Genomic DNA, 25,173 nt, shown 5'->3' with positions numbered 1-25,173 from the left:
GGCAAGATGGCGGCATGAAGCTCGGTCTGCAGCTCGGGTACTGGGGTGCCGCGCCACCCCCGAACGCCGCCGGACTCGTGGCGGCGGCAGAGGAATTCGGCTTCGACGCGGTGTTTGCCGCCGAGGCGTGGGGATCGGACGCCTTCACCCCGTTGGCGTGGTGGGGATCCACGACGCAACGCGTCCGGCTGGGCACGTCGGTCGTGCAGATGTCGGCGCGCACACCGGCCGCCTGCGCCATGCACGCGCTGACCCTCGACCACCTCTCGGGTGGACGGTTCGTGCTCGGCCTGGGCGTGTCCGGGCCGCAGGTCGTGGAGGGCTGGTACGGCCGCCCGTTCGCGAAACCCCTTGCCAGGACCAGGGAATACATCTCGATCCTGCGTCAGGTCATGGCCCGCGAGGCGCCGGTCACCAACGATGGTCCGCACCACCCGTTGCCCTACCGGGGGCCGGGAGCGCTCGGGCTCGGCAAGCCCCTCAAGCCCATCACCCACCCGCTGCGCGCCGACCTGCCGATCTGGCTCGGCGCCGAGGGTCCCAAGAACGTGGCGCTGGCCTCGGAGATCACCGACGGCTGGCTCGCCATCTACTACGCGCCCCGGCTGGCAGGCATGTACGACGAATGGCTGGAGGAAGGGTTCGCGAAGTCCCGTCGTAGCAGGGAGAACTTCGAGGTCGCTGCCACGTGCCAGGTCGTCGTGACGGACGACCCGGTGTCCGTCCGCGCCATGCTCAAGCCGTTCGTCGCTTTGTACATCGGCGGAATGGGCGCGCCCGGCATGAACTTCCACGCGGAGGTCTTCACCCGCATGGGATACGGAGAGGTCGTTCAGGACATCGGCAGGCTGTTCCAGTCAGGACGCAAAGACGAGGCGGCACAGGCGGTTCCGGACGAACTGGTCGCCGAGATCACCATCGTCGGCACCGCCGAGCACGTCCGCGAGGAGGTCGGCCGGTGGGAGAAGGCCGGCGTGACGATGTTGCTCGTCGGGTGTCGTGACGTTGCCTCGATCAAGGCGGTGTCTGAGGCTTGTCAGTAGGTGAAACGCGTTCTACTTTGAGGGTGTGGTCACTGGACTCTGGAACATCGCCACCGATCAGCCGGACCTGACCGCGCTGGTCGATCCGAGCGATCGCGAGATCACCTACTCGGAGCTCGCGGCGTCGGCGAACAGGTACGGGCGCGGGTTCCAGGCCCTGGGGCTGGCACCCGGCGACAGCATCGTGCTGATGCTGCCCAACAGCGCCGAGCTGGTGGCGGTGTACTTCGCCGCCTTCCAGACCGGCCTCTACGTCGTCATGGCGAACTGGCACCTCACCGGCGCGGAGGTCGCGTACCTCGTGCAGGACAGCGGTGCCAAGGCGTTCGTGGGACACGAACGGTTCGCCAAGGCCGCCACGGAGGCCTCGGCGAGCCTGCCGGCCACCGCGCGGTTCTCCGTCGGTGACATCGCGGGGTTCGAGCCGCTGAGCAAGCTCGGCGAGGGCGAGCATGGCCGCCCGGACGTCCGCACGACCGGGTCGCCGATGCTCTACACCTCGGGCACGACCGGCAGGCCCAAGGGCGTGCGCAGGCCGTTGACCGGCGCCGATCCGGACGTGGTGCCGCCGTCGGCCCCGTGGTTCTTCGGCATCTTCGGGATCAAGCCGCACGACGGCCACGTGCACCTGTGCGGCTCACCGCTCTACCACACGGCGGTGCTCAACTTCGTCGTCATCTCCATCCAGCTCGGCCACACCGCCGTGCTCATGGACCACTGGGTGCCGGAGGAGATGCTGCGGCTGATCGAGCGGTACAAGGTCACCCACAGCCACATGGTGCCGACCCAGTTCCACCGCCTCCTCGCGCTGCCCGACGACGTCAAGACGAAGTACGACCTGTCGTCGCTGCGGGTGATGATCCACGGTGCGGCCCCTTGTCCGATCGAGGTCAAGCGCAGGATGCTCGACTGGTGGGGTCCGGTCGTGACCGAGTACTACGCCGCCACCGAGGGCGGCGGCACGGCGATCAGCGCCCGGGAATGGCTGGAGAAGCCGGGATCCGTCGGCCTGCCGTGGCCGACGTCGGAGATCAAGATCCTGGACGAGGACGGCAACGAGCTCCCGGTGGGCGAGCGCGGCCTCGTCTACATGCGCATGGGCGACGCGACCTTCGAGTACCACAAGGACGCCGAGAAGACGAAGGCAGCGCGCGTCGGCAGGCTCTTCACGTTGCAGGACATCGGTTATCTCGACGAAGACGGCTACCTGTTCCTGTGCGACCGCAAGAACGACATGATCATCTCCGGCGGCGTGAACATCTACCCGGCGGAGATCGAGGGTGAGCTCGTGTGTCACCCCAAGGTCGCCGATGTCGCCGTGTTCGGTGTGCCGCACCCGGACTGGGGCGAGGAGATCAAGGCGGTCGTGCAGCCCGCGGACGGTGTCGAGCCCGATGACGACCTGACCCGCGAGCTGCTGGAGTTCGCGGGCACGCGGCTCGCGAAGTTCAAGCTTCCGCGCACGATCGAGTACCTGGCCGAACTGCCTCGTGACCCCAACGGCAAGCTGTACAAGCGAAAGCTGAGGCACCCATGACCCTGAACCGCCGTCAGGTGCTCGCCGGAGCCGGTCTCGCGCTGGCCTCTGGACTCGTGCAGACCTCTCGTGCCTCCGCAGATCCGCTCGGCGAGTTCGACGTCGTGGTGGTCGGCGCGGGCGCGGCGGGCATGACCGCCGCCCTCACCGCGGCCAAACGCGGCCTGAGTTGCGTGGTGCTGGAGAAGGCGCCGACGTTCGGCGGTTCCGCCGCCAGATCCGGTGCCGGGATCTGGGTTCCCAACAACGAGATCATCCTCGCCGCCGGCGTGCCCGACACGCCGGAGAAGGCGCGGCAGTACCTCGCGGCCGTCGTCGGCGACATCCCGGTCGTGCGGCAGCAGGCGTACCTGACGTACGGGCCGCAGATGATCTCGTTCGTGATGCGCAACAGCCCGCTGCGCTTCCGGCACATGGACGGCTACAGCGACTACTACCCGGAGCTTCCCGGCGGCATCGCCAAGGGCAGGTCCATCGAGCCGGAGATGCTCGACGGCCGCGTCCTCGGCGCGGAACTGGCGAACCTGAACCCGCCCTACCTCGCCACCCCGGCGGGCATGGTCATCTACGGCGCCGACTACAAGTGGCTCGCACTCGCTCTGGTCAACGCGAAGGGTGCCGCCACTGCCGCGGCCGCGCTGGCCCGTGGAACCGCGGCCGCGCTCGCGGGCCAGAAGCCGCTCACGATGGGGCAGGCGCTGGCCGGTGGTCTGCGGGCGGGCCTGCTGCAGGCCAACGTGCCGGTGTGGCTGAACACCCCGCTGGAAGACCTGCACGTGGAAAACGGCGCTGTCAAAGGCGTGCTGACCTCGCGCGGGCTTGTCAAAGCGCGGCGTGGCGTGATCATGGGCTCCGGTGGCTTCGAGCACAACGCGGCCATGCGCGCCCAGTACCAGCGTCAGCCCATCGGTACACAGTGGACGGTCGGCGCGAAGGAGAACACCGGCGACGGTCACCGCGCCGGCCAGCGCGTCGGCGCCGCGTTCGACCTCATGGACGACGCCTGGTGGGGCCCGGCGATCCCGGTGCCCGGCTCGCCGTACTTCTGCCTCGCCGAACGCACCCTGCCCGGCGGCCTGATGATCAACGCGGCGGGCCGGCGGTTCGTCAACGAGGCCGCGCCCTACAGCGACGTCGTGCACGTCATGTACGACAAGAACCCCGCCGACCCGTGCATCCCGGCGTGGCTGATCGTCGACCAGAACTACCGCAACAGGTACCTGTTCTCCGACGTCGCACCGACGCTGCCGCTGCCGGACGCGTGGTACCAGTCCGGCGCGGTCGTGAAGAACTGGTCGCTCGACGGCCTGGCGTCGGCGATCGGCGTGCCGGCGACCGCGCTGAAGGCCACCGTCAGCCGGTTCAACAACCAGGCGCTCACCGGCAGGGACCCGGACTTCAAACGCGGCGACAGCGCCTACGACCACTACTACACCGACCCTGCGGTGATCCCGAACTCGTGCCTCGCGCCGCTGTGGGTGGCGCCGTACTACGCGTTCAAGATCGTGCCCGGCGACCTCGGCACCAAGGGAGGCATGGTCACCGACGCGCGCGCCCGTGTGCTGCGGCCGGACGGCTCCGTGATTCCCGGGTTGTACGCGGCGGGCAACGTGAGCTCGGCCGTGATGGGCCACAGCTACGCCGGTGCGGGGTCGACGATCGGGCCCGCCATGACGTTCGGGTACATCGCGGCCAACGACATCTGATCGGGACCGGCCGCGACCCGTGGGTCGCGGCCGCATCACTCAGCGCTGTCCGGCGATCGCCTGCTGCAGCAAGGCCAAGGCCTGCTTGGCGGCGACGTTGAACATGCCCATGGTCGTGTTCCTCTCGCTGAACACGACCAGCAGGGTGTCGGGGTCCACGGAGAACACGCCGACCTGCCCGGCGTCCCCCTCGAAGAACACCACGCGCGGGTCACCGACGCTGGCCCTGGCGATGAACTGCGCCGCCAGCCCGGCCGCGGCGGCCGCCATCGCGGCAACACTTTCGTTCTCGATGTCGCGAGTGTGCGCGCACAGCACCAAGCCGTCCCGCGTCGCGGCCAGCACGCCGCTGATCGCGACGGGATCGATGCGATCGCGGATTTCCTGCAGCGCCTCGGTCACCGTCTTCTTACCGGCATCGTCCGGCGGCGGCGCCACCGCAAGCCCGATCGGCAATGCCGAACCGCGCTTGCGCATGGGCAGCACACCGGAGTCCGCCGATGCTCTGCCGGTCACCTCGCTCACACGACCAGGCCGGCTTCGATGGCCTTGAGGCCGTGCCTCGCGAGCGCGAGGTTGGACCGCTCCCTGTCCAGGACGAGGTAGAGGAACAACGTCGAGGCGCCTCGGCTGTTCGCCTTCAGCAGGCGGATCAGGTGGTACTGGCGGCCCAGTGTGATCAGGATGTCCTCGATCTCGTCGTTCAGCTTGAGCGCGGAGACAACCCGCTGCTTCGCCCGCACGACCTCGGTGTTGCCGGCCGCGGCCACCTCCAGGTCCAGCCAGTCACCACCTCCGACCGAACCGAGCGACATCCCGCTCTCGAAATCGACGAGCGCGGCTCCCACCGCACCGGAAATGGTCATTGCCTCTTTCAAGGCCGTGTCGATGTTCATTCGACAGTTGCTCCTCGTATCCGCACGATTGCGCGCAAAGACAATTCTTCCGGCGGTATCCCCCGAATTCACCGGCCGGGTCGCGTGATCGGCATCACCCTATGTCGCGCGGCGAAGTGCGTACATGCCCGTTCGGAGCAACGTGCGTGAGCTGGCGAGTCCACTGTGGCCGGCGGTTGTCGAACGCTGTCGAACGCATAGTCGAATCTGATCGAACGTTAGTAGAGCGTCGCGGCTTGGTTGTGCTCCGTTGAGGCGGGTAGGGGGCAGCGGTCCGGTGCTCGTCACCGAAAGCCCGGATGGTCGCGTTCCCATGCGCGTCGCTGCCGAGACGGCGGTAGCGAAATGCTGACGCAAACGCTGATCACCCCAACTGCTGCCAACCGTGCAGTCGGCAGCCATGAGAGCGCGATCTTCATGATCGAAGAGCGGCTGTCTGCCGACATCACCCTCACTGTCACATCCCAAGAGACAGCTGCGACACGCTTCTAGCGGCCCTTGAACTCCGGCTTGCGCTTCTCCGCGAACGCGCGCGGCCCCTCCTTCGCGTCCTCGCTGCGGAAGACCTCCATGCCGAGCCGGGCGTCCACTTTGAACGCCTCGTTCTCGTGCATCGCCTCGGTCTCCCGCATGGTCCGCAGGATCGCCCGCACGGCCAGCGGTCCGTTGGCGGTGATCAGCTCGGCCAGCTCCATCGCCTTGTCGAGCGCCTGACCGTCCGGCACGACGTGACCGATGAGGCCGATTTCCTTGGCCTCGGCGGCCCTGATGTGGCGTCCGGTCAGCAACAGGTCGGCCGCGACGGTGTACGGGATCTGGCGCGGCAACCGCACGGCTGATCCGCCGAGCGGGAACAGGCCCCACCGCGCCTCGGACACACCGAACCGCGCGCTCTCGCCGGCCACCCGGATGTCGGTCGCCTGAAGGATTTCGGTGCCGCCCGCGACCGCAGGGCCTTCCACGGCGGCGATGAGTGGTTTCGTCAATCGACGACCTTTGAGCAGTGGTTCGATGACGGAGAAGTCGTAGCTTCCCGCCGTGTCACTGGGATGGTTCGCCGTCATCGCCTTGAGGTCGGCGCCCGCGCAGAACGACCCGCCCGCGCCGGTCAGGATGCAGACGCGCACGTCGGGATCGTTGTCCACGCGGTCCCACGCCTCGCGCATGATCGCCATCATCGGGCCGGACAAGGCGTTGCGGACCTCGGGCCGGTTCATCGTGACGACCAGAACGTTGCCGACCAAGTCCACCAACGCGTGGGGTTCTGTCGTGGTCGTCATTCGCGCGCCTCCTGGATCGAGTTTGACCGCACGGGGGATTGTCCAGAACAGTAACACGTTCTACTTTGCCTACCATGGCCCTCAACGTCGCAGACCTCGTTGAACACGCCGCGGACACCGTGCCCGACCGGACCGCCCTCGTGTGCGGCCCGAAGCGGGTCACCTATGCCGAGCTCGAGTCACGAGCCAACAAACTGGCTCACCACCTGGCAAAGAACGGCGTGACACAGGGGTCGCACGTCGGGCTCTACGCACGCAACTCCATCGAACTCGTCGAAGCCCTGCTCGCGGTCTACAAGCTGCGCGCGGTGGCCATCAACGTCAACTACCGCTACACCAAGAACGAGTTGCAGTACTTGTTCGGAGAAGCGGATCTGGTCGCTCTCGTCCACGAACGGCGGTACTCGCCGCTGGTCGCGGAGGTCGGGTCCCCCGGCCCCACCGTCGTGATCGACGACGAGTCCGACGAGGAGTTCGCCGGCGTCGAGTACGAGGCCGCGCTCGCCGAGCAGTCGGGGGAGCGGGACTTCGGGCCGCGCAGCCCCGACGACCTCTACATCCTGTTCACCGGCGGCACGACCGGCATGCCCAAGGGCGTGATGTGGCGGCACGAGGACGTGTGGCGCACGCTCGGCGGCGGCATCGACTTCGTGACCGGTGAACGTCTCACCGACGAGTGGCAGCAGGCCAGGTCCGGCAAGGACTACGGCCTCGTCCGGCTCTGCCTCCCGCCGCTGATCCACGGCGCCGCGCAGTGGGCCGTGCTGGGCGCGCTGTTCTGCGGCAGCACCGTCGTGCTGGTGCCGAAGTTCGACCCTGCCGAGATCTGGCGGGTCATCGAGCGGGAGAAGGTCCAGGTCGCGGCGATCACCGGCGACGCGATGGGCCGGCCGTTGATCGAGGAGTTCCAGCGCGGCGGCTACGACGGCTCGTCGCTGTTCATCATCAACAGCAGCGCAGCCCTGTTCTCCTACCCGGTGAAGAAGATGTACCAGGAGCTCCTGCCGCACACCACGTTGCTGGAGTCGATCGGGTCGAGCGAGACCGGGTCCACCGGCATCGGCGCGGTGCCCAAGGAGATCGTGCAGACCGACGGCACGAAGGTGAAGCTCAACGAGGACACCATCGTCATCGACGACGACGGCAACAAGCTCGAACCGGTGCCGGGCGTCATCGGCAAGCTGGCGCGCGGCGGGCACATCCCGCTGGGCTACTACAAGGACCCCGAGAAGACCGCGCGGATGTTCGTGGAGGTCGACGGCAAGCGGTTCACGGTGCCCGGCGACTACGCGCGGTTCGAGGAGGACGGCGACATCACGTTGCTCGGCCGCGGCAACACCTGCGTCAACACCGGTGGCGAGAAGGTGTTCCCGGAAGAGGTCGAGGGCGTGCTGAAGTCGCACCCGGACGTGTTCGACGCCCTCGTCATCGGTATCCCGGACGACCTGCTCGGCCAACGGGTCGGTGCTCTCGTGCAGCCACGCGACGGTGCCCGGCCGACACTGTCCGAACTGGACGCTCACGTGCGCCTGACGCTCGCGGGGTACAAGGTGCCGCGCTCGCTGTGGCTGGTCGACGAGATCGGCAGGACGCCGAGTGGCAAACCCGACTACCAGTGGGCTCGCGCTCACGTGGAGGAACATGCGCACCAGCCTGTGTGACCGGTTCGGCATCGAGCACCCGATCTTCGGCTTCACGCCGTCCGAGCACGTCGCGGCGGCGATCAGCCGGGCGGGCGGCCTCGGAGTGCTGGGATGCGTGCGGTTCAACGACGCGGAGGACCTCGACCGCACCCTGACGTGGATGGACGAGAACACCGACGGCAAGCCGTACGGCGTCGACATCGTGATGCCCGCCAAGGTGCCGACCGAGGGCACGCAGATCGACCTGGACAAGCTGATTCCGCAGGGCCACAAGGACTTCGTGCAGCAGACGCTGCTGAAGCTCGGCGTGCCGCCGTTGCCGGAAGGAGAGGACAGCCAGGGAGTGCTCGGCTGGCTGCACTCCGTCGCGCGGTCGCACGTCGACGTGGCGCTGGAGCACCCGATCCGGCTCATCGCCAACGCCCTGGGCTCGCCGCCGACCGACGTCATCGAACGCGCGCACGCGGCCGGGGTTCCGGTCGCCGCCCTCGCGGGCAAGGCCGAGCACGCCCGCAGGCACGTGGAGAACGGTGTCGACATCGTGGTCGCCCAGGGCTACGAGGCCGGTGGGCACACCGGCGAGGTCGCCACGATGGTGCTCGTGCCGGAGATCGTGGACGCGGTGGACGTTCCGGTGCTCGCTGCGGGTGGCATCGGTTCGGGACGTCAGGCCGCCGCGGCCATGGCGTTGGGCGCCTCGGGCGTGTGGATGGGCTCGTACTGGCTGACCACCGCAGAATACAAGCTCGGGAACTCCAGCACCCAGGACGCGCTGCTGGCCGCCGGATCCAGCGACACCGTCCGCACCCGCATCTACACCGGCAAACCGGCGCGGCTGCTGAAGACCCGGTGGACCGAGGCGTGGAATGCAGACGCCGCACCGGAACCGCTGCCGATGCCGTTGCAGAACCTGCTCGTCAGCGAGGCGCACCAGCGCATCGCCCGGTCCGACGACCCGTCCGTGGTGTCGATGCCGGTCGGTCAGGTCGTCGGGCGGATGAACGAGGTCCGCCCCGTCGCCGACGTGATGACGGACCTGCTGCGGGAGTTCGAGGAGACCGTCGAACGTCTCACCAAGCTGCGCTGAGCTTCAGAAGCTGGGCGGTCGCCCCGCCCAGCTCGAACTCGGCCCGCTTCGCCGCGGTGAAGTACCTGTGCACCTCGTGGCTCATGTCGATGCCCGTGCCGCCGTGGACGTGCACGGCCGTGTGCGCCACCCGGTGCCCGGCATCGGCCGCCCAGAACTTCGCCGTCGCCACCTCGGCCGCCGCGTCCAGCCCCTCGGAGAGCCGCCAGGCCGCCTGCCACAGCGTCAACCGGATCGCCGCCACGTCGATGTACGCATCAGCAAGACGTTGCGCCACGGCCTGGAAACTGCCGATCAGCCGGTCGAACTGCACACGGGTCCGCGCGTACTCGGCCGTCAGCTCCAACGCGCGTTCGGTCACACCGAGCTGGAAGGCGCACAGCCCCACCGTGTACCGGGTGATCAACCAGTCCGGGGTGAGCCCCTCGATCAGGCGTCCGCCGGTGAACTCGAAGGTGCCCGCGTCCGAGCCGTCGACCAGCTCCTGCGCGCTGATGTCCAGGTCGCCGGCCTCGACGAGGAAGACCTGGTCGTCGTGCACCACGAGGAACGCCGAGGCGGTCGTGGCGAACGGGACGGTCGTCTTCGCGCCGTTCTGGTCCTCGGCCAGCGCCACCGAGAGGACGGCGCCGGGGCGAGGGGTGTCGAACTGCGCCAACGCTTGCTGGGCGAGCATGGTCGGCAGGTACGGGACGGCCGCGACGGCGCGCCCGAGCTCGACCTGGACCGCGCAGTGCTCCAGCACACCGAACTCGGCGGGATCCTCCGGCACGACCCCCGACTTGACCAGGTCGGGCCACGGGTGGTCGGACGAGTCGAGGATCTTGCGGGTCAGCGCGGCGAGCTCGCGTTGTGCCTCGGTCAGTGTGAAGTCCATGGAAGTCTCCGTTGTCGAGGCGATCTATCTGGGCACGGCAGGCAGTCCGAGGCCCACCCGCGCGATGATGTCCCGCTGGATCTCGTTGGTGCCGCCGCCGAACGTGAGGATGAGCGACGAGCGGTGCATGCGTTCCACCCGGCCCTGCAGTAGTGCTCCCGGCGATCCGGTGCGCACGATTCCGTTGGCGCCCAGCACTTCCATCAGCAGCCGGTAGCCCTCGGTCGCGAACTCGGTGCCGAACACCTTGGTGGCCGAGGCTTCCGCGGGTGAGGGCGCCTCGTCACCGCCGGACGCGATCCGCCAGTTGACGAGCTTCAGGAACTCGGTCTTGGCGTGCACGCGGGCGAGGTGCAGCCGTACCCACTCGTGCCGGGACGCGCCCGTTTCGTCCGCCCATTGACGAACTTCGCGCAGCGCGGTCTGCAGCGGCGCGGCCGAGCACAGGGCGACGCGTTCGTGGTTGAGCTGGTTGGTGATGAGCTTCCAGCCCTTGTGCTCCTCGCCGATCAGGTTCGCCGCCGGCACGCGCACGTTGTCGTAGAAAGTCGCGCTGGTGGTCGGCCCGGACATCGTCGGCACCGGTGTCCAGGAGAAGCCGGGGGAGGTGGTCGGCACGATGATGATGCTCAACCCCCTGTGCCGCTGCGATTCCTGGTCGGTGCGGCACGCCAGCCACACGTAGTCCGCGTACTGGATGAGGCTCGTCCACATCTTCTGGCCGTTGACGACGTAGTCGTCGCCCTCGCGGACCGCCCGAGTGCGCAACCCCGCCAGGTCCGTACCTGCCTCCGGCTCGGAGTAGCCGATGGCGAAGTGGATCTCGCCGGAAGCGATTTTGGGCAGGTAGAACGCTTTCTGCTCGGCGGTGCCGAACGCCATGATGGTCGGCCCGATCGAGTTCAGCGTCAGGAACGGAACCGGCGCACCGGCGGCGGACGCCTCGTCGAGGAAGATCAGCTGCTCGATCATCGGGCGGTCACGGCCGCCGTACTCCTCCGGCCAGCCGATGGTGAGCCATCCGTCCGCGCCCATCCGGCGGACGGTGTCCTTGTACACCTCGGCGTCACCGTAGTCACTGCCGCCGACGAGCCCTGCCCGGCGTTCCGGCGTCATGAGCGCGGCGAAGTACGCCCGCAGCTCCTGGCGCAACTGCTCCTGTTCGGGCGTGAAACCGATGCGCATGACCGCTACTCTAGAACAAGTTCTACTTGATGTCAGGAGGCCGCGATGAAGGTGGACGTGGACCCTTCGATCTGCGAGGCGCACGGCGTCTGCACGTCGGTCCTGCCCGAGGTGTTCGACCTCGACGACGAAGAGGTTCTGCAGATCCGGGATGGTGAGCTGGCCGAGGACGAGGTGGAGCGGGCGGAGAAGGCCGTCGTGTCGTGCCCGATGGGCGCACTGCGGCTCTCACGCTGATGGACCTTGTCACGAACAGGAACAGATTCTAGTGTGCGACGGTGAGTCAGCCGTGAGCTCAGCGAGGAGTGATACCGGGTGAAGGCAGCCGTGCTCAACCAGGTCGGTGACGACAAGCTCGAGCTCCGGGACGACGTGACGACCACCGCGCCGGGGCCGCAGGAAGTCCGCATCAGGATCAAGGCGTGCGGAGTGTGCCACAGCGATCTGTCCGCGATGGACGGAACGTTGCCCGCGCTCGCGCCCGGTGTCATCGGCCACGAAGGCGCCGGTGAGATCGTCGAGATCGGCAGCGCCGTGACGTCGCTCGCGGTCGGTGACCACGTGGCGATCACGTTCGTGCCGCCGTGCGGCAAGTGCCCTCAGTGCGTGACGGGCCAATCGCACTTGTGCCTCGTGCACACGTTGTCCGCGTTCACCTCGCCGCGGTTCGTCGTCGGTGGCAATCCCGCGTTCGGCTACGCGGGTCTCGGCGCGTTCGCCGAGGAGATGGTCGTCCCCGCCGACGCGGCGATGAAGGTCGACAACGACGTGCCGTGGGAGATCGCGGCACTGCTGTCGTGCGGCATCCTCACCGGTGTCGGTGCCGTGCTGAACACCGCGAAGGTCGAACCGGGTTCCAGCGTCGCCGTGATCGGCTGCGGTGGCGTGGGCGTCGCGGTGATCCAGGGTGCGCGGCTCGCCGCTGCCGCGCGGATCGTCGCGGTCGACCCCGTCACAGAGAAGCACGACGTGGCCAGGAAGTTCGGCGCGACGCACGCGACGACACCGGACGGCATCGCCGACCTCAACAATCAGCTCAACGGTGGCATGGGCTTCGACTACGTCTTCGACGTGGTCGGCCTCGCGGCCACCATCCGCCAGGCTTGGGACCTGACCCGGCGCGGTGGCCACACCGTGGTCGTCGGCGCGGGCAGGGCCGACGCGATGGTGTCGTTCAGCGCGCAGGAACTGTTCCTGCACGACAAGACTTTGCACGGGTCGTTCTACGGAACGGCGAACTTCCGCCGGGACGTGCCGCGCATGATCGCGCTGTGGCGGGAAGGCAGGCTCGACCTCGAAGGCATGATCAGCAAACGGATCAGGCTCGAGGACGTCAACGAAGGCCTCCAGGCCTTGCGTGGCGGAGGTTCCCTCATCCGCCAGGTCATCCTGTTCGACTAGGAGTCTCAAGTGGACCTCGCGGGGAAGGTCGCCGTCGTCACCGGCGCCGGCGCCGGACTGGGCAGGGCGGAAGCACTGGAACTGGCTCGGGCCGGTGCTTCTCTCGTTCTCAACGACCTGCCGGGCTCGGCCGAGGCCGCCGCGGCCGAGATCGAGCAGCTGGGCGGGAAGTGCGTGGTGGTCGAGGGCGACGTGGGGGAGCGGACCACCGCGGACGCCCTCGTCGCCGCGGCGCTGGAGGAGTTCGGCGGGCTGCACGTCGTCGTGAACAACGCCGGCGTGCTGCGCGACCGAATGCTGTTCAACATGACCGACGAGGACTGGGACCTCGTCGTGAAGGTGCATCTGCGCGGCCACTTCCTGTTGTCGCGCAACGCCGTGTCGTTGTGGCGGCAGCAGTCGAAGGCGTCCGGCGAACCGGTCTACGGACGGATCGTCAACACCTCGTCGGAGGCGTTCCTGCTCGGCTCGGAAGGCCAGGCCAACTACGCGGCCGCCAAGGCCGGCATCGCCGCGCTGACGGTCGCGACCGCGCGCGGCGCGTCCCGCTACGGCGTGCGCGCCAACGCGATCTGTCCACGTGCCCGCACCGGCATGACCGCCCACGTGTTCGGCGAGGCACCGGAGGGCGATGACTCGCTCGCACCCGAGCACGTGGCGAGGTTCGTGGCACACCTGGCGGGCCCGTCCGGGGAGAAGATCAACGGCCAGGTCTTCGTCGTGCACGGCGGCATGGTCGCGTTGATGGCGCCGCCCAGCGTGGAGCAGAAGTTCGACGCCTTCACCGATCTCGACGGCTACTTCGCCGACCGGGATCCACAAAGGACTTTCGCCTGTACTGAAACGATGTCTCTGTAGGAGGAGCTGTGACGCTCACCGTGCAACCGCACCGCGAGACGCTCGGCCTGAAGGACGGCCGGCTCCTCATCGGCGGCGAGTTCCGCGAGACGGACGAGACCTGGACCCACCACCACCCCGCGACGGGCGAGGTGATCGGCAGCTTCGCGGTCGCGTCGGCCAAGGACGTCGACGCCGCGGTCCTGGCCGCGCGCAAGGCGTTCGACGAGGGTACGTGGGGCCGGTCGAAGGCGGGCGAGCGCATCAGGGTCCTGCGCCGGTACAGCGACCTGCTGCGGGAGCACTCGGACGAGCTGCGCGGCCTGCAGGCGCTCGACAACGGCGTGCCGCTGTCGTTCGGCCAGATCTACGCCACGTCGGTCGGCATCGCGGCCGACATCTTCGACCACCACGCGGGCTGGATCGACAAGGTCGGTGGCCAGACCCTGCCGCCGTACCAGGGCGGCGACCACCTGGCGATGACGTTCCGCGAACCGGTCGGCGTCGTCGCGGCGATCCTGCCGTGGAACGCGCCGTTCGTGCTGTTCGCCCAGAAACTCGCGCCCGCGCTGGCCGCCGGGTGCACGGTCGTCGTGAAACCGTCCGAGTACGCGTCGTTCTGTGTGATCCGCATGGTCGAGCTGCTCATCGAGGCCGGTCTGCCCGAGGGTGTGATCAACCTCGTCACCGGCCCCGGCGACCCGACCGGCGAAGCGCTGATCACCCACCCCGCCGTCGACAAGATCAGCTTCACCGGCAGCCGCGCGGTCGGCCGCCGCATCGTCGAGGCCTCCGCGGGCACGATGAAGCGCGTTTCCCTGGAGCTGGGCGGGAAGTCGCCCGCACTCGTGTTCGCGGACGCCCCGAACGTCGGCCTCGCCGCGATGACCTGCATGGGCATGGTCACGATGGGTCTCTCTGGCCAGGCGTGCGTCGCGCACACACGGGCGTTGGTGCAGCGGGACGTGCAGGAGGAGTTCGTCGCCAGCGCGTCGATGCTCGCGGGCGCGGTCACGTTCGGCGACCCGTTCGACCCCGCCGTGCTGGCCAGCCCGTTGATCAACTCCAGGCAGCTCGACCGCGTGCTCGGCTACATCCAGCGCGGCCAGGAGGACGGCGCTCGCCTCGTCACGGGCGGCACGCGGCTCGAAGGCGACCTCGCGTCCGGCAACTTCGTGGCACCGACGGTCTTCGCCGACGCCCGCAACGACATGACGATCGCGCGAGACGAGATCTTCGGCCCGGTGCTGACCGTCGTGCCGTTCGACGACGAGGAAGAAGCCATCCGCCTCGCCAACGACACGGAGTACGGCCTGGGTGCGGGTGTCTACACCAACGACGTCCGCCGCGCGTTCCGCGTCTCGAAGAGGCTGCGCGTCGGCATGGTCGGCATCAACGGGTTCCAGCTCGAACCGCACGTTCCGTTCGGCGGCTACAAGCAGTCCGGGCTGGGCCGTGAGGGCGGGCAGAGCGCCTACGAGGCCTACACCGAGCTCAAGACCGTGATGATGCCGCTGACCGACGAGCTGATGTAGATGCGGCTGGACGGCAAGATCGCCCTGATCACCGGTGCGGCCCGCGGTCAGGGCGCGGCCGCCGCCCGCAGGTTCGCCGCGGAGGGTGCGAAGGTGATGCTCACCGACGTCCTCGACGACCAGGGCAAGGAGCTCGCGGCCGAACTGGGTGCCGAGTACTGCCACCTCGACGTGTCGGACGAGGACGCGTGGGCCGAGGCTGTCGCGTTCACGGTCGGCACGTTCGGCGACATCACCGTTCTCGTGAACAACGCGGGCATCCTGCACTTCTCGGCGCTGGCGGAGACCACGCTCGCCGACTACCAGCGGGTGATCGGCATCAACCAGGTCGGCACGTTCCTCGGCATGCGGGCGGTCGTGGAGTCGATGACGCGCGCGGGCGGCGGCTCGATCGTCAACGTGTCGTCGGTCGAGGGCCTGGGCGGCATGCCGTACCTCGTCGCCTACACCGCGTCCAAGTTCGCCATCCGGGGAATGACCAAGGTGGCCGCGATGGAGCTCGGCCAGCACGGCATCCGCGTCAACTCCGTGCACCCCGGCGCGATCAACACCCCGATGGTCGGCGAGGCGCTCGGCCGTCCGATCGACATCTCGCCGATCGGCAAGAAGGTGGCCCTGCGCCGCGTCGGTCAGCCCGACGACGTCGCGAACGTCGTGTTGTTCCTGGCCAGTGATGAAAGCGCTTACTGCTCCGGTGCCGAGTTCGTCGTGGACGGAGGAGCGACGGCCACGCACGCTCTCAGTTGATCTGTGGTCCCCGGATGCAACCTCGGGGGTGGCGATAGCGTCTCCCTGACCGAGAGGTTGAAAACTGGGGAGCTACATTTGAAATCACTACTGGTCACGGCGGCGCTGCTGATCGGCCTCGCGCCGGCCGCCGTCGCGGAGCCCGACCTGGAGACACCGGCTCTGTCCTGGCAGGACTGTCAGGACGGGTTCCAGTGCGCGACGGCGAAGGTGCCGCTCGACTACGACCAACCGGCAGGCACGAAGATCGACCTCGCGGTCATCAGGCTGCCCGCGACCGACCCGTCGAAGCGGATCGGCTCGCTGTTCGTGAACTTCGGCGGTCCCGGTGCGTCCGGTGTGGACAGGCTGCGGGGCCGCGCCAAGTGGGAGTGGCTGTTCTCGGCCGAGCTGCGGGCGCGGTTCGACCTGGTGTCGTGGGATCCTCGCGGCATCGGGCGTTCGGCCACTGTTCGGTGCTTCGACAGCGTCGAGGAGCAGCAGAACTTCCTCAACTCGATTCCGGTCTACCCCGACACCGCCGCGCAGGAACCGGCGTTCTACGAGGGGTACCGGGAGTTCGTCCGGCGGTGCGAGGCCAAGTCCGGCGACCTGCTGGACCACGTCTCGTCCGCCAACACGGCGCGTGACCTCGACCAGCTGCGCAAGGCCGTCGGCGACAAGAAGCTGACGTACCACGGCATCTCGTACGGCACGCACCTCGGCGCGATCTACGCGAACTTGTTCCCGGACAAGGTCAGGGCACTCGCGTTCGACGGCGCGCTCGACTTCGTCGGCAACGCGACCGGGCACGGCAACCAGGGCACGACGGTGCCGCTGGACACGCGCCAGGACGTGCCGCGCGGTGTCGCGGAGACGTTCGACCAGTTCCTGAAGCTGTGCGCGGCTCCGGGAGCGAAGTGCGCGTTCGCGGGCGGCGACCTCAAGAAGAAGTGGGCGGACCTGGTCGCCAAGGTGACGGCCTCGCCCGTCACCACGCCGGACGGCCGCTTCGACCGCGTCACGCTGATCAGCACCGTCTGGGACGCGCTGGCGCAGCCGGAGACCTGGCAGGACACCGCCAGGATCCTGCAGGGCGTGTGGGAGGCACCGGCGTCGCTGCGCGCGGCGTCCGCCGACTACATCACCAACCGGTTCGAGGCGTACAACGCGATCCAGTGCGCGGACAGCGACTTCCCGCGTGACACCGCCGCGTACACCAAGTACGGCAAGAGCGAGGACGAGCGCGTGCCGTACTGGGGCCGTCCCGTGGTCTACGACATGATGGCCTGCGCGTTCTGGCAGGGCCGTGATGCCGACCGCTACACCGGTCCGTGGAACCGCCGGACGTCGGCGCCGATCCTGTTCATCAACAACAGGTTCGACCCGTCGACCCCGCTGCACGGTGCTCAGGACGGCGCGGCGGAGATGTCGCGCACCGGGTTCCTGACCGTCGAGGGTTACGGCCACACCTCCATGTACGTGCACAGCACGTGCGCGGAGAAGGTGAAGCGGGAGTACCTCTTCACCGGTGTCCTGCCCGCGCAGAAGACGTGCGGCATCGACAAGTCGCCGTTCGCCTGAGATCGGTCGTCAGAGAGGGACCCCACCGCGTGTGGGGTCCCTCTATGCTTTGTGAACGAGCTAGGCGCGCAGAGAACGGATCATGCTCTGCAGGATCCGGAACGCGCTTGCCTGCTCACTCTCCGTCAGATCGGCCAGCATCCTGACCTCGACGGACCGGACCGCCGCGCTCGCCTTCTCCAGGCGCCGCCGTCCGCGCGGCGTGAGCCGGGTGGGCAGCACCTTTCCGACGGGTGCTTCCGCGGGCCTCGTCACGTCGCCCTCTCGCTCCAGGGCCTGGAGCAGTACGTTCATCGTCTGCCGGGTCACGAACGCGCCGCGCGCGAGCTCGGAGTTCGACAGGCCTGGTCGTTGGGCCAGCAGCTCCAGGCAGGCGTAGTGCGTCACGTTCATCCCGAGTGGACGCAGCACCTCCTCCATGGCGGCGCGGAGCGCGCTCGACGCCTCCTTCAGCAGGTAGCCCAGCGACTTCTCCAGGTCGACGCCGTCTTGACTCATGTCAGTATTCTGACATAGCGTTGGCCGTGTCAGGAAACTGACACGAAACGAGGAGCATCATGCCCGCCACCGGTCCCGACTTCATCTCGCTCCAGGCACGCGACCTGGACGCTTCGCAGGCGTTCTACGAGCAGTACCTCGGCCTCGTCCGTTCGCCGGCCGGACCCCCGCACGCCGTGGTCTTCGAGACGAAGCCGATCGCGTTCGCACTGCGCGAAGTCATTCCCGGCACCGATCTCGACTCCGCCGCCCACCCCGGCGTCGGTGCCGCGATCTGGCTGCACGCCACCGAGGTCCAGGCCATCCACGACGCCCTCGTCGCCGACGGCCACACCATCGTCTCCGCGCCGATCGACGGCCCCTTCGGCCGGACGTTCACCTTCGCCGACCCCGACGGCTACCGGATCACGCTCCACGACCGCGTCTGACAGCCGCTGTCAGGGGCTGACAGCGCTTTGTGCGCGTCCTGTCAGCCGCCCGGCGCACAGTTCGTTCCGACACAGGGAGGAACGGACGATGTCGCTGGCGATCAGGGCAGAAGGCCTGGTCAAGCACTACGGGGACACCAAAGCGCTGGACGGTGTCGACCTGGAGGTGCCGGAGGGGAAGGTCGTGGGTGTGCTCGGGCCGAACGGCGCGGGCAAGACCACGGCGGTGCGGGTGCTGGCCACGTTGCTGCGGCCCGACGCGGGGCACGCCACGGTCGGGGGACACGACGTGGTGAAGGACCCGCGGGCGGTTCGGTCGCTGATCGGGCTGACCGGGCAGTACGCGTCGGTGGACGAGGACCTCTCCGGCACGGAGAACCTCGTGCTGCTGGCCAGGCTGCTCGACTACTCGCGTGCGGGGGCGCGGGCCAGGGCGGCCGAGCTGCTGGAGCAGTTCGAGCTGACCGACGCCGCGGGGCGAGCCGCGAAGACGTATTCCGGGGGTATGCGTCGGCGGCTCGACCTCGCGGCGAGCCTGGTCGGGAACCCGTCCGTGCTGTACCTGGACGAGCCGACCACCGGGCTGGACCCGCACGCCCGCAACGAGGTGTGGGCGGTGGTGCGCAAGCTCGTCGCCAACGGGGTGACGGTGCTGCTCACCACGCAGTATCTGGAGGAGGCCGACCAGCTCGCGGACACGATCACGGTGTTCGACCACGGGCGGGTCGTGGCGCAGGGACGCCCGGACGAGCTCAAGCGGCGAGTCGGCGGGCAGACGCTGCAGGTGCGGCCGACGTCGTTGCGCGATCTCGATGCCGTGCAACGGATTCTCGGCGACCTCACCGGCGTGCGGCCGACGCGGGACGAGGACACGGGTCTGCTGACCGCGCCGGTCAACGATCCGGTGCTGCTGTCCACACTGGTCCGCAAGCTCGACGACGCCGGGATCACCGCGGACGAGCTGGCGCTGCGGCTGCCGTCGCTCGACGAGGTCTTCCTGGCGCTGACCGGCAAGCAGACAGAGGGGAGCCTGGCATGAGCACCATCGCGTTGGACAGGGGCATGCGCCACGGGTTCTCGCTGGCCTGGCGCGGAATCCTGAAGATCCGCAAGAACCCCGAGCAGCTGATGGACGTGACGATCGCGCCGATCGTGTTCCTGGTGATGTTCACCTACCTCTTCGGCGGCGCGCTCGCCGGCAACACCGACGCGTACCTGCAGATGCTGGTGCCGGGGATCATGGTGATGAACATCCTGCAGGCCAGCATGACCGCGGGCGTGCAGCTGAACACGGACGTCTCCAAGGGCGTGTTCGACAGGTTCCGGTCCATGCCGATCGCGCGTTCGGCGCCGTTGATCGGCGCGGTGCTGGCGGACATCGTGCGGTACGTGGTGTGCATCCTGGTGCTGCTCGTGGTTGCCACGATCATGGGCTTCCGGGTGCAGACCGGGCCGGCGGAGCTGCTGGTCGCGGTCGGGCTGACGATCGCGTTCGGGTTGTGCTTCTGCTGGGCGTCGGTGTTCGTGGGCATGCTGCTCAAGACGCCGCAGGCGGTGCAGGGCATGATGTTCGTGCTGATCATGCCGTTGACGTTCGGCAGCAACGTGTTCGTCGGGACGTCCACGATGCCGGGCTGGCTGAAGGCGTGGGCGGACATCAGCCCGGTCACTCTGATGGCGGACGCGTTGCGCGGGCTGCTCAACGGCGGTGCGATCGCCGGGCCGCTCACCGGATCGCTCATCTGGATGGTGGCGGCGGTCGCGATGTTCTTCCCGCTGGCCACGCTGGCCTACCGCAAGAGGGTGTGAGAAGAGGCGGGCATCAGGTGCTGGTGCCCGCCTCCGCACGAATCCGTTGCAGCGCCTCGGCTTTGGTGATCGAGAGCCGTTCGGGCTCGCCGAGCAGGGCGACGAGGTCCCGCACGTCGGGGTCGCCCAGGTCGAGCCGCCCGCGGATCACCTGGGCGAGCGCGAGGGAGCGGGCCGCGGCGTCGTCGCGGCCCTGCGCGTGCCGGACGAGCGCGAGCAGTTCCGCCACCGTGGCCAGATCGGGCATGTCACCGCGTTCCGACGTCGTGGTGATCGCCACCGCCACGCAGGACTCCGCCTCGTCCGGGATGCCCTCCGCGATCGCGATGCGCGCGTCGAGCATCGACGACCACTCCGCGACGAACGAGCCGAGCACGGTCGATTTGGCGGCCTCCTCCTTGAACCGGGCGCTCAGCTCCCGGGCCTCGGCTGTGTGGCCGGCCCGGAGCCTGACCTCGGCCTTCGCGTAACCGACCATGATGGACATCTGGTCGTTGCCGATGTCGCGGATGTACTCCTGCGCCGCCACGACCTCACGCGCGGCCGACTCGTGATCGCCTGACCGGGCGTACTCCACCGCGAGCCGCCACCGCTGCTGCACGGCGTCGTCCAGGGAGCGCAGCTCCAGTGCCACGTCCAGGCCTCGCCGGTACAGGTCGATGGCCGCCTGGTTGTCGCCGGTGTGCGAGACGAACGCGGCCTTCATGCCGAGCGTCATCGCCGAACCCCAGCGGTCGCCCACCGCCACGAACTGGTCGTACGCGCGGTCACGGGCCACTTCCGCACCGTCGAGATCGCCCTCGTCGACGAGGATGAAGCTCAACGCCCAGTCGGCCGCGGCTCGCGCCCACGCGTCCTCACTGGTCGCCGCACGTGCCACTTCACGGCGCGCGATCTCGGGATTCTGGCTCAGGAACGCGAGCATCGGCAGCGCGATCGACAGCGCCGGGTACTTCTGCGTGGCACCGGTGCGCACGCAGTCCTCGATGACGGACGAGGCCTCCCCGATCTCCGGCAGGCCGGGAATCGCTCTCATGATGAGGTGCATCGCCCGGAACGAGGCCGCGAGGTCGTCCGGCAGGTCGCTGCCGAGCGCGAGCACCTCGCGCACCGACAGCTCCGCGCGTTCGTTGTCGCCCTTGATCAGCCAGTACCAGAAGACGCCGATCAGCAGGTCCGCCGCCAGCCCGACCTGCCGGTCGTCCACCGCGCCGCGCAGCGCGGCCGCGATGTTGTCCTGCTCCGCCTCGAACACCCCGATCGCCTCGAGCTGGCGGGACGTGCGGGTGAGCGGCTCCCACTTCTTGGTCAGGTCGCGGTAGTACCGCCGGAACCGGTCGAGGACCTCGGGCTTCTCACCCGACGCGTCGAGCTGTTCCGCCGCGTAGACCCGGATCGTCTCGAGCATCCGGTAGCGCGGCTCGTCGGTCTCCATCACGTCCACAATGGACTTCTCGACCAGTGACGTGAGCACGTACAGCGCGTCGGAGTGGCAGACCTGTTCGATCGCGGCGAGGTCGGCTCCCGCCGGGAAAACGGACAGGCGGCGCGCGAGCTCGCGTTCCTCCTCGGTCAGCAGGTCCCAGCTCCACTCGACGACAGCGCGCAGCGTGCGCTGGCGGGGCAGTGCCGTGCGGCTGCCCGAGGTCAGCAACCGGAACCTGTCGTCGAGGCGCTGGGTGATCTGCCGGACCGTCATCGACCGCAACCGCGCGGCCGCCAGTTCGAGCGCGAGCGGCATGCCGTCGAGCCTGCGGCAGATCTGCCGCACGTCGTCCACAGTGGACTCGTCCAGGACGAAGCCGGGCTTCACCGCGCCCGCCCGGTCCAGGAACAGCCGCACCGAGCCGAACCCCGACACGTCCGCCTGCCCGTTCGGCACCGAGAGCGGCCCGACCGGGCACAGCGACTCGCCGTCGATCGCGAGCGGTTCCCTGCTGGTCGTGATGACGCGCAGGTTCGGCACCCGCCGCAGCAGATCGCCGGCGAACTCGGCCGCGGCGGCGATGAGGTGCTCGCAGTTGTCCAGCACCAGCAACGACTCGCCCGCGCCCAGCACCTCGACGATCCGGTTCATGCCCTCGGCCCTGCGCCGCAGCGGATCCCCGCCGAACGACAGGTCGAACGCGCTCAGCACCGCACCGGCCAGGTCCTCCGGCGCACGCACACCGGCCAGCGCCGCGAACCACACGCGGCCCTTGGCGTGCAACGGATGCCGGGCCGCGACCTCGGTGGCGAGCCGCGTCTTGCCCGCACCGCCCGGCCCGACCAGCGTCACGAGCCTCGCCTGCCCGAGCTGACCGGTGATCTGGGCCAACTCCTCGTCACGGCCGACGAAGCTGGTGAGCCGCACGGGCAGCCGGTCGACCGCGGCCCTCGGCGTGAGCTCCCCGCGCAGCGCCGCGAGGTGGATCTCCTGCAGCTCCTGCGACGGGTCGACGCCCAGCTCGTCGGCGAGCTTGCGGCGAACGTCCTCGTAGACGCGCAACGCGTCCGACTGCCTGCCCTGCGCGCACAACGCCCGCATCAGCAGCCCGGTGACGCGTTCCCGCAGCGGGTGCTTCTCGTGCATCACGGTCAGGGCGGCGACGTCGAGCTCACCGGTCGAGAACCGCTCTTCCTCCGCGGTGAGGCGCGCCTCGTCCAGACGGGAGGCCGCGGGCTCTGCGAACGGTGCCTCCCGCACGTCGGCCAGCGCCTCGCCACGCCACAGCGCGAGCGCCTCGTCGAACCGCCCGGCGGCGCGGAGCCGTTCGAACCGGTGGACGTCGACGTCGTCCGGCGTGATCGCGAGCCGGTAGCCACCGGGCTCCAGCGTCACGTCCGGGACGACCTTGCGCAGCCGCGACACGAGCGACTGCAGCGCGTTCGACGCGTCCGCGGGCGGCTGTTCACCCCACAGGTCGTCGATCAGCGTGCTGGTCTGCACGGGACGGCCGGGGTCGAGCGCGAGGCGGGCCAGGAGCATGCGGACGCGGGCACCACCGATGTCGACCGGTGTGCCGTCGTCGGTCTCGACGGTCGTCGGACCCAGCAATGCCACGCGCACACGTCCAGCTTTCCAGATCACCCGCCGTGGTCAGGCGAGAACGTCGACTGCGGCCTTGAGCGCGTCGGTGACGAGGCGCTCCATCGAGTCGTCGGTGCTGCCGCGCGGCACCCGTTCGACCAGCATGATCGAGTACAGGTAGGCCTGGTAGGCGGCGAGCCGGACGCGGGCGGAGTCGGTGAACTCGAAGCCGTAGCCCGCCAGGAAATCCGTGTCGTGCTCGATCGAGGAGAACAGGGCGAGCGACACGAACTCGGCCACCGGATCGCCCCAGAACGCCCGCTCGCCGTCGACCAGCCCGGTGAGGCCGGTGTCGGTGAGGATGTTGCCGTCCCAGAGGTCGAAGTGCACCAGCGCAGGCCGCTTGACCTCGTCGAACACCGCCGCGTCCAATGGAATCTCTGGCAGCGTCACGCCGTGGCGTTCGGCGTCGGCCTGCACGGCCCCGACCATCGCGAAGAACGCCGAGGTCCACGACGAGTGCAGGCCGAGCTGTGGATAGCCGAAGCCGGGCCCGGTGACCTCGTGCAACGCCGCCACCGCCGGGCCGAGCTGACGACGGATCGACGGCCGGTCGACGTCGCACCGTCCGAACAACGGCCGACCCGGCAGGCAGGTCATGAGCAGCGCGTCGCCCGAAGTCAGCGAACGGGAGAAGTCCGTGTGCACGACCTCCGGCACCGGTGCGACCGTGTGGCCGAGCGTGCAGAACATCGCCTCCGTGCGCATGAGGTTGCGCTCGTAGGTGAGTCCTGGCTGGCCGGCGGGGGAGATCTTGAGCACGAAGTCGCCCTCGGGTGACGTCACGCGGTACACCGAGTTGTAGGTGCCGCCATCCAACTGCCGGATCGTGAACTCGGTCAGGTCTGCTTCGGCCAGAATCCGCTCCACCGTCACACCGGCAATGTATTGACTCCTCCCCCCTCGTGAACGAGGGGGATTCCTACGGCTCGCGCCGCAGGGTTTTCTGCTTCGTCGCCGACTGCCCGGCGTCGGCTGGATGCACGGCGCGCATGGACACCTGGTGGGCCTTCAGGACTGCCAGCCCAGCTCCGGCCCCAGCTTGGTGGCGATGTCGGTGAGGATCTGCACGTAGTCCTCGTGCTCGAAGCTGAACGGCAGCGCGAACGCCACCTCGTCGACCTCCTGGAACGCGAGGTGCGCGTACAGCTGCTCGGCGATCTGGGCGGACGTGCCGATGAGGTCGCGGGCGAACATGAACCGGCGCGGCCCGACCGGTGCGCCGGTGCGGGCCGTCCGCTGGTCCACGTAGGCCTGGTACTTCGCGCGCTGCTCTGGCGTGGCGGAGTCGGTCGGGATCACGACGAGGCCCTGCGAGACCCGTCCGCCGCCGTGCTCGCGGAACGTCCGGATGTGCGAGAGCTGGATCTCGGCGAAGTCCTCCGACTCCTCGGCCTGGACCACGTTGCTGCACAGCAGGTTCAGCCCGTGCTCGCCCGCCCACCTCGCCGACCGCAGGCTGCCGCCGCCGTACCACATCCGTTCGCGCAGACCGGCCGAGTGCGGCTGCACGCGATCGGAGAACACCTCGATGCCCCTGGTGCCGGCGAAGTCCGTGACCTTCTCGCCGCCCACGAAGTCGAGCAGCCGCTGCAGCCGGTCGTAGCTGAAGTCCTCGACGTCGGCCGTCTGCGGGTACAGCGCGTGCTTGACGTCGTCGTAGTACATCGGCGGCCCGACGCTGACGCCGGGGTTCAGCCGGCCGCCGGACAGCACGTCGACGGTCGCCAGGTCCTCGGCGAGCCGCAGCGGGTTCTCCCAGCCCAGCGGGATCACGGCGGTGCCGAGGCTGATCCTGCTGGTGCGCTGGGAGGCCGCCGCGAGGATCGCGACCGGCGAGGAGATGCCGAACTGCAGGTGCCGGTGCCGCACCCAGGCGCTGTCGAACCCCAGCTCCTCGCCCAGCTCGATGATCTCGAGAGTGGTTCGGTGGCCGGGTGCCGGGTTCTGCTCGTCGAACAGCCCGATGGTGAGAAAACCCAGCTTCCGCAACGGCTCTGACTTCCGCGGCACGGAATCCTCCTTCAGTCC

23 protein-coding genes are annotated in these 25,173 nt (G+C 68.8%); 14 read left to right on the top strand and 9 right to left on the bottom strand.

All coding sequences use genetic code 11. The features are described 5' to 3' along the window. Positions 1 to 14 precede the first annotated feature (14 nt). The 3 genes from JOD27_RS13180 to kstD are packed head-to-tail and all read left to right on the top strand — an operon-like array spanning position 15 to position 4,286. Positions 15 to 1,043, top strand: coding sequence for an LLM class F420-dependent oxidoreductase (locus JOD27_RS13180; protein ID WP_204762476.1), 1,029 nt, complete (start codon positions 15 to 17; stop codon positions 1,041 to 1,043). Between the two features lie 25 nt (positions 1,044 to 1,068). Further along, positions 1,069 to 2,580 (top strand): acyl-CoA synthetase, encoded by a 1,512-nt coding sequence (locus JOD27_RS13175; RefSeq protein ID WP_204762475.1) that lies wholly within the window; start codon positions 1,069 to 1,071, stop codon positions 2,578 to 2,580. Continuing rightward, entirely contained in the window at positions 2,577 to 4,286 is a 1,710-nt protein-coding gene (gene kstD, locus JOD27_RS13170; RefSeq protein WP_204762474.1) for a 3-oxosteroid 1-dehydrogenase, read from the top strand. The genes JOD27_RS13175 and kstD overlap by 4 nt, the downstream gene beginning before the upstream one ends. A 39-nt stretch (positions 4,287 to 4,325) precedes the next feature. On the opposite strand, the gene JOD27_RS13165 is transcribed toward kstD, so the two are convergent. The 3 genes from JOD27_RS13165 to JOD27_RS13155 form a co-directional block, all read right to left on the bottom strand. Next, positions 4,326 to 4,811, bottom strand: a complete 486-nt coding sequence (locus JOD27_RS13165; RefSeq protein WP_307830107.1) for a roadblock/LC7 domain-containing protein — start codon at positions 4,809 to 4,811, stop codon at positions 4,326 to 4,328. Next, positions 4,808 to 5,182, bottom strand: coding sequence for a hypothetical protein (locus tag JOD27_RS13160; RefSeq protein ID WP_204762473.1), 375 nt, complete (start codon positions 5,180 to 5,182; stop codon positions 4,808 to 4,810). Before JOD27_RS13160 ends, JOD27_RS13165 begins: the two co-directional genes overlap by 4 nt. A 488-nt stretch (positions 5,183 to 5,670) precedes the next feature. Continuing rightward, entirely contained in the window at positions 5,671 to 6,462 is a 792-nt protein-coding gene (locus JOD27_RS13155) for a crotonase/enoyl-CoA hydratase family protein (protein WP_204762472.1), read from the bottom strand. A gap of 74 nt (positions 6,463 to 6,536) precedes the next feature. On the opposite strand from JOD27_RS13155, the gene JOD27_RS13150 reads away from it, so the two are divergent. Together JOD27_RS13150 and JOD27_RS13145 are read left to right on the top strand one after the other, a co-directional pair. Beyond that, positions 6,537 to 8,123 (top strand): acyl-CoA synthetase, encoded by a 1,587-nt coding sequence (locus JOD27_RS13150; RefSeq protein ID WP_204762471.1) that lies wholly within the window; start codon positions 6,537 to 6,539, stop codon positions 8,121 to 8,123. After that, complete coding sequence (locus JOD27_RS13145; RefSeq protein WP_204762470.1) at positions 8,104 to 9,192, top strand: NAD(P)H-dependent flavin oxidoreductase; 1,089 nt, start codon at positions 8,104 to 8,106, stop codon at positions 9,190 to 9,192. The genes JOD27_RS13150 and JOD27_RS13145 overlap by 20 nt, the downstream gene beginning before the upstream one ends. Here the strand turns inward: JOD27_RS13145 and JOD27_RS13140 are convergent. Together JOD27_RS13140 and JOD27_RS13135 are read right to left on the bottom strand one after the other, a co-directional pair. Beyond that, entirely contained in the window at positions 9,176 to 10,069 is an 894-nt protein-coding gene (locus JOD27_RS13140) for an acyl-CoA dehydrogenase family protein (RefSeq protein WP_204762469.1), read from the bottom strand. The two genes, JOD27_RS13145 and JOD27_RS13140, sit on opposite strands and share 17 nt — an antisense overlap. A gap of 24 nt (positions 10,070 to 10,093) precedes the next feature. Next, positions 10,094 to 11,254 carry an acyl-CoA dehydrogenase family protein gene (locus JOD27_RS13135; protein WP_204762468.1) on the bottom strand — a complete coding sequence of 387 codons (1,161 nt, stop codon included), beginning with the start codon at positions 11,252 to 11,254 and terminating at the stop codon, positions 10,094 to 10,096. Between the two features lie 45 nt (positions 11,255 to 11,299). On the opposite strand from JOD27_RS13135, the gene JOD27_RS13130 reads away from it, so the two are divergent. The 6 genes from JOD27_RS13130 (at position 11,300) to JOD27_RS13105 (ending at position 17,337) form a co-directional block, all read left to right on the top strand. Then, on the top strand, positions 11,300 to 11,491 hold the full coding sequence (locus JOD27_RS13130) for a ferredoxin (RefSeq protein ID WP_204762467.1): 192 nt from the start codon (positions 11,300 to 11,302) through the stop codon (positions 11,489 to 11,491). A 78-nt stretch (positions 11,492 to 11,569) separates the two neighbouring features. Continuing rightward, positions 11,570 to 12,655: a Zn-dependent alcohol dehydrogenase gene (locus JOD27_RS46575; protein WP_204762466.1), complete on the top strand. Its 1,086-nt coding sequence runs from the start codon at positions 11,570 to 11,572 to the stop codon at positions 12,653 to 12,655. A 9-nt stretch (positions 12,656 to 12,664) separates the two neighbouring features. Beyond that, positions 12,665 to 13,513 (top strand): 3-oxoacyl-ACP reductase, encoded by an 849-nt coding sequence (locus tag JOD27_RS13120; protein ID WP_204762465.1) that lies wholly within the window; start codon positions 12,665 to 12,667, stop codon positions 13,511 to 13,513. A gap of 8 nt (positions 13,514 to 13,521) precedes the next feature. Then, the gene (locus tag JOD27_RS13115) at positions 13,522 to 15,027 is read left to right on the top strand and encodes an aldehyde dehydrogenase family protein (RefSeq protein ID WP_204762464.1); all 1,506 of its coding nucleotides are present in this window, start codon (positions 13,522 to 13,524) and stop codon (positions 15,025 to 15,027) included. Next, positions 15,028 to 15,774, top strand: coding sequence for a glucose 1-dehydrogenase (locus JOD27_RS13110; protein WP_204762463.1), 747 nt, complete (start codon positions 15,028 to 15,030; stop codon positions 15,772 to 15,774). Between the two features lie 78 nt (positions 15,775 to 15,852). Continuing rightward, positions 15,853 to 17,337, top strand: coding sequence for an alpha/beta hydrolase (locus JOD27_RS13105; RefSeq protein WP_204762462.1), 1,485 nt, complete (start codon positions 15,853 to 15,855; stop codon positions 17,335 to 17,337). A gap of 60 nt (positions 17,338 to 17,397) precedes the next feature. On the opposite strand, the gene JOD27_RS13100 is transcribed toward JOD27_RS13105, so the two are convergent. Then, positions 17,398 to 17,835 (bottom strand): MarR family winged helix-turn-helix transcriptional regulator, encoded by a 438-nt coding sequence (locus tag JOD27_RS13100; protein ID WP_204762461.1) that lies wholly within the window; start codon positions 17,833 to 17,835, stop codon positions 17,398 to 17,400. Between the two features lie 59 nt (positions 17,836 to 17,894). Here JOD27_RS13100 and JOD27_RS13095 point away from each other — a divergent pair, with 59 nt between their 5' ends. The 3 genes from JOD27_RS13095 (at position 17,895) to JOD27_RS13085 (ending at position 20,072) form a co-directional block, all read left to right on the top strand. Then, a complete protein-coding gene (locus JOD27_RS13095; protein ID WP_204762460.1) occupies positions 17,895 to 18,263 on the top strand; it encodes a VOC family protein in 369 nt (122 codons plus the stop codon). Between the two features lie 88 nt (positions 18,264 to 18,351). Next, the gene (locus JOD27_RS13090) at positions 18,352 to 19,302 is read left to right on the top strand and encodes an ATP-binding cassette domain-containing protein (RefSeq protein WP_204762459.1); all 951 of its coding nucleotides are present in this window, start codon (positions 18,352 to 18,354) and stop codon (positions 19,300 to 19,302) included. Next, entirely contained in the window at positions 19,299 to 20,072 is a 774-nt protein-coding gene (locus JOD27_RS13085; RefSeq protein ID WP_204762458.1) for an ABC transporter permease, read from the top strand. The genes JOD27_RS13090 and JOD27_RS13085 overlap by 4 nt, the downstream gene beginning before the upstream one ends. A 13-nt stretch (positions 20,073 to 20,085) precedes the next feature. On the opposite strand, the gene JOD27_RS13080 is transcribed toward JOD27_RS13085, so the two are convergent. The 3 genes from JOD27_RS13080 to JOD27_RS13070 form a co-directional block, all read right to left on the bottom strand. Next, a complete protein-coding gene (locus JOD27_RS13080) occupies positions 20,086 to 23,115 on the bottom strand; it encodes an AfsR/SARP family transcriptional regulator (protein WP_307830106.1) in 3,030 nt (1,009 codons plus the stop codon). Between the two features lie 36 nt (positions 23,116 to 23,151). Beyond that, entirely contained in the window at positions 23,152 to 24,018 is an 867-nt protein-coding gene (locus JOD27_RS13075) for an aminoglycoside phosphotransferase family protein (protein ID WP_204762456.1), read from the bottom strand. 135 nt (positions 24,019 to 24,153) lie between these two features. Continuing rightward, positions 24,154 to 25,155 carry an LLM class flavin-dependent oxidoreductase gene (locus JOD27_RS13070; protein ID WP_204762455.1) on the bottom strand — a complete coding sequence of 334 codons (1,002 nt, stop codon included), beginning with the start codon at positions 25,153 to 25,155 and terminating at the stop codon, positions 24,154 to 24,156. Positions 25,156 to 25,173: the final 18 nt, after the last annotated feature.

Source organism: Lentzea nigeriaca (assembly GCF_016907955.1).
Lineage (GTDB): Bacteria > Actinomycetota > Actinomycetes > Mycobacteriales > Pseudonocardiaceae > Lentzea > Lentzea nigeriaca.
This window is presented reverse-complemented; position numbering and strand designations above follow the sequence as displayed.

Bases quoted from the DNA above. Each gene is read 5' to 3' on its own strand.
- JOD27_RS13135 (WP_204762468.1), bottom strand. From the start codon at position 11,254: ATGCGCATCGGTTTCACGCCCGAACAGGAGCAGTTGCGCCAGGAGCTG.
- kstD (WP_204762474.1), top strand. From the start codon at position 2,577: ATGACCCTGAACCGCCGTCAGGTGCTCGCCGGAGCCGGTCTCGCGCTG.
- JOD27_RS13130 (WP_204762467.1), top strand. From the start codon at position 11,300: ATGAAGGTGGACGTGGACCCTTCGATCTGCGAGGCGCACGGCGTCTGC.
- JOD27_RS13110 (WP_204762463.1), top strand. From the start codon at position 15,028: ATGCGGCTGGACGGCAAGATCGCCCTGATCACCGGTGCGGCCCGCGGT.
- JOD27_RS13090 (WP_204762459.1), top strand. From the start codon at position 18,352: ATGTCGCTGGCGATCAGGGCAGAAGGCCTGGTCAAGCACTACGGGGAC.
- JOD27_RS13180 (WP_204762476.1), top strand. From the start codon at position 15: ATGAAGCTCGGTCTGCAGCTCGGGTACTGGGGTGCCGCGCCACCCCCG.
- JOD27_RS13150 (WP_204762471.1), top strand. From the start codon at position 6,537: ATGGCCCTCAACGTCGCAGACCTCGTTGAACACGCCGCGGACACCGTG.
- JOD27_RS13155 (WP_204762472.1), bottom strand. From the start codon at position 6,462: ATGACGACCACGACAGAACCCCACGCGTTGGTGGACTTGGTCGGCAAC.
- JOD27_RS13140 (WP_204762469.1), bottom strand. From the start codon at position 10,069: ATGGACTTCACACTGACCGAGGCACAACGCGAGCTCGCCGCGCTGACC.
- JOD27_RS13095 (WP_204762460.1), top strand. From the start codon at position 17,895: ATGCCCGCCACCGGTCCCGACTTCATCTCGCTCCAGGCACGCGACCTG.
- JOD27_RS13160 (WP_204762473.1), bottom strand. From the start codon at position 5,182: ATGAACATCGACACGGCCTTGAAAGAGGCAATGACCATTTCCGGTGCG.
- JOD27_RS13085 (WP_204762458.1), top strand. From the start codon at position 19,299: ATGAGCACCATCGCGTTGGACAGGGGCATGCGCCACGGGTTCTCGCTG.
- JOD27_RS13100 (WP_204762461.1), bottom strand. From the start codon at position 17,835: ATGAGTCAAGACGGCGTCGACCTGGAGAAGTCGCTGGGCTACCTGCTG.
- JOD27_RS13145 (WP_204762470.1), top strand. From the start codon at position 8,104: ATGCGCACCAGCCTGTGTGACCGGTTCGGCATCGAGCACCCGATCTTC.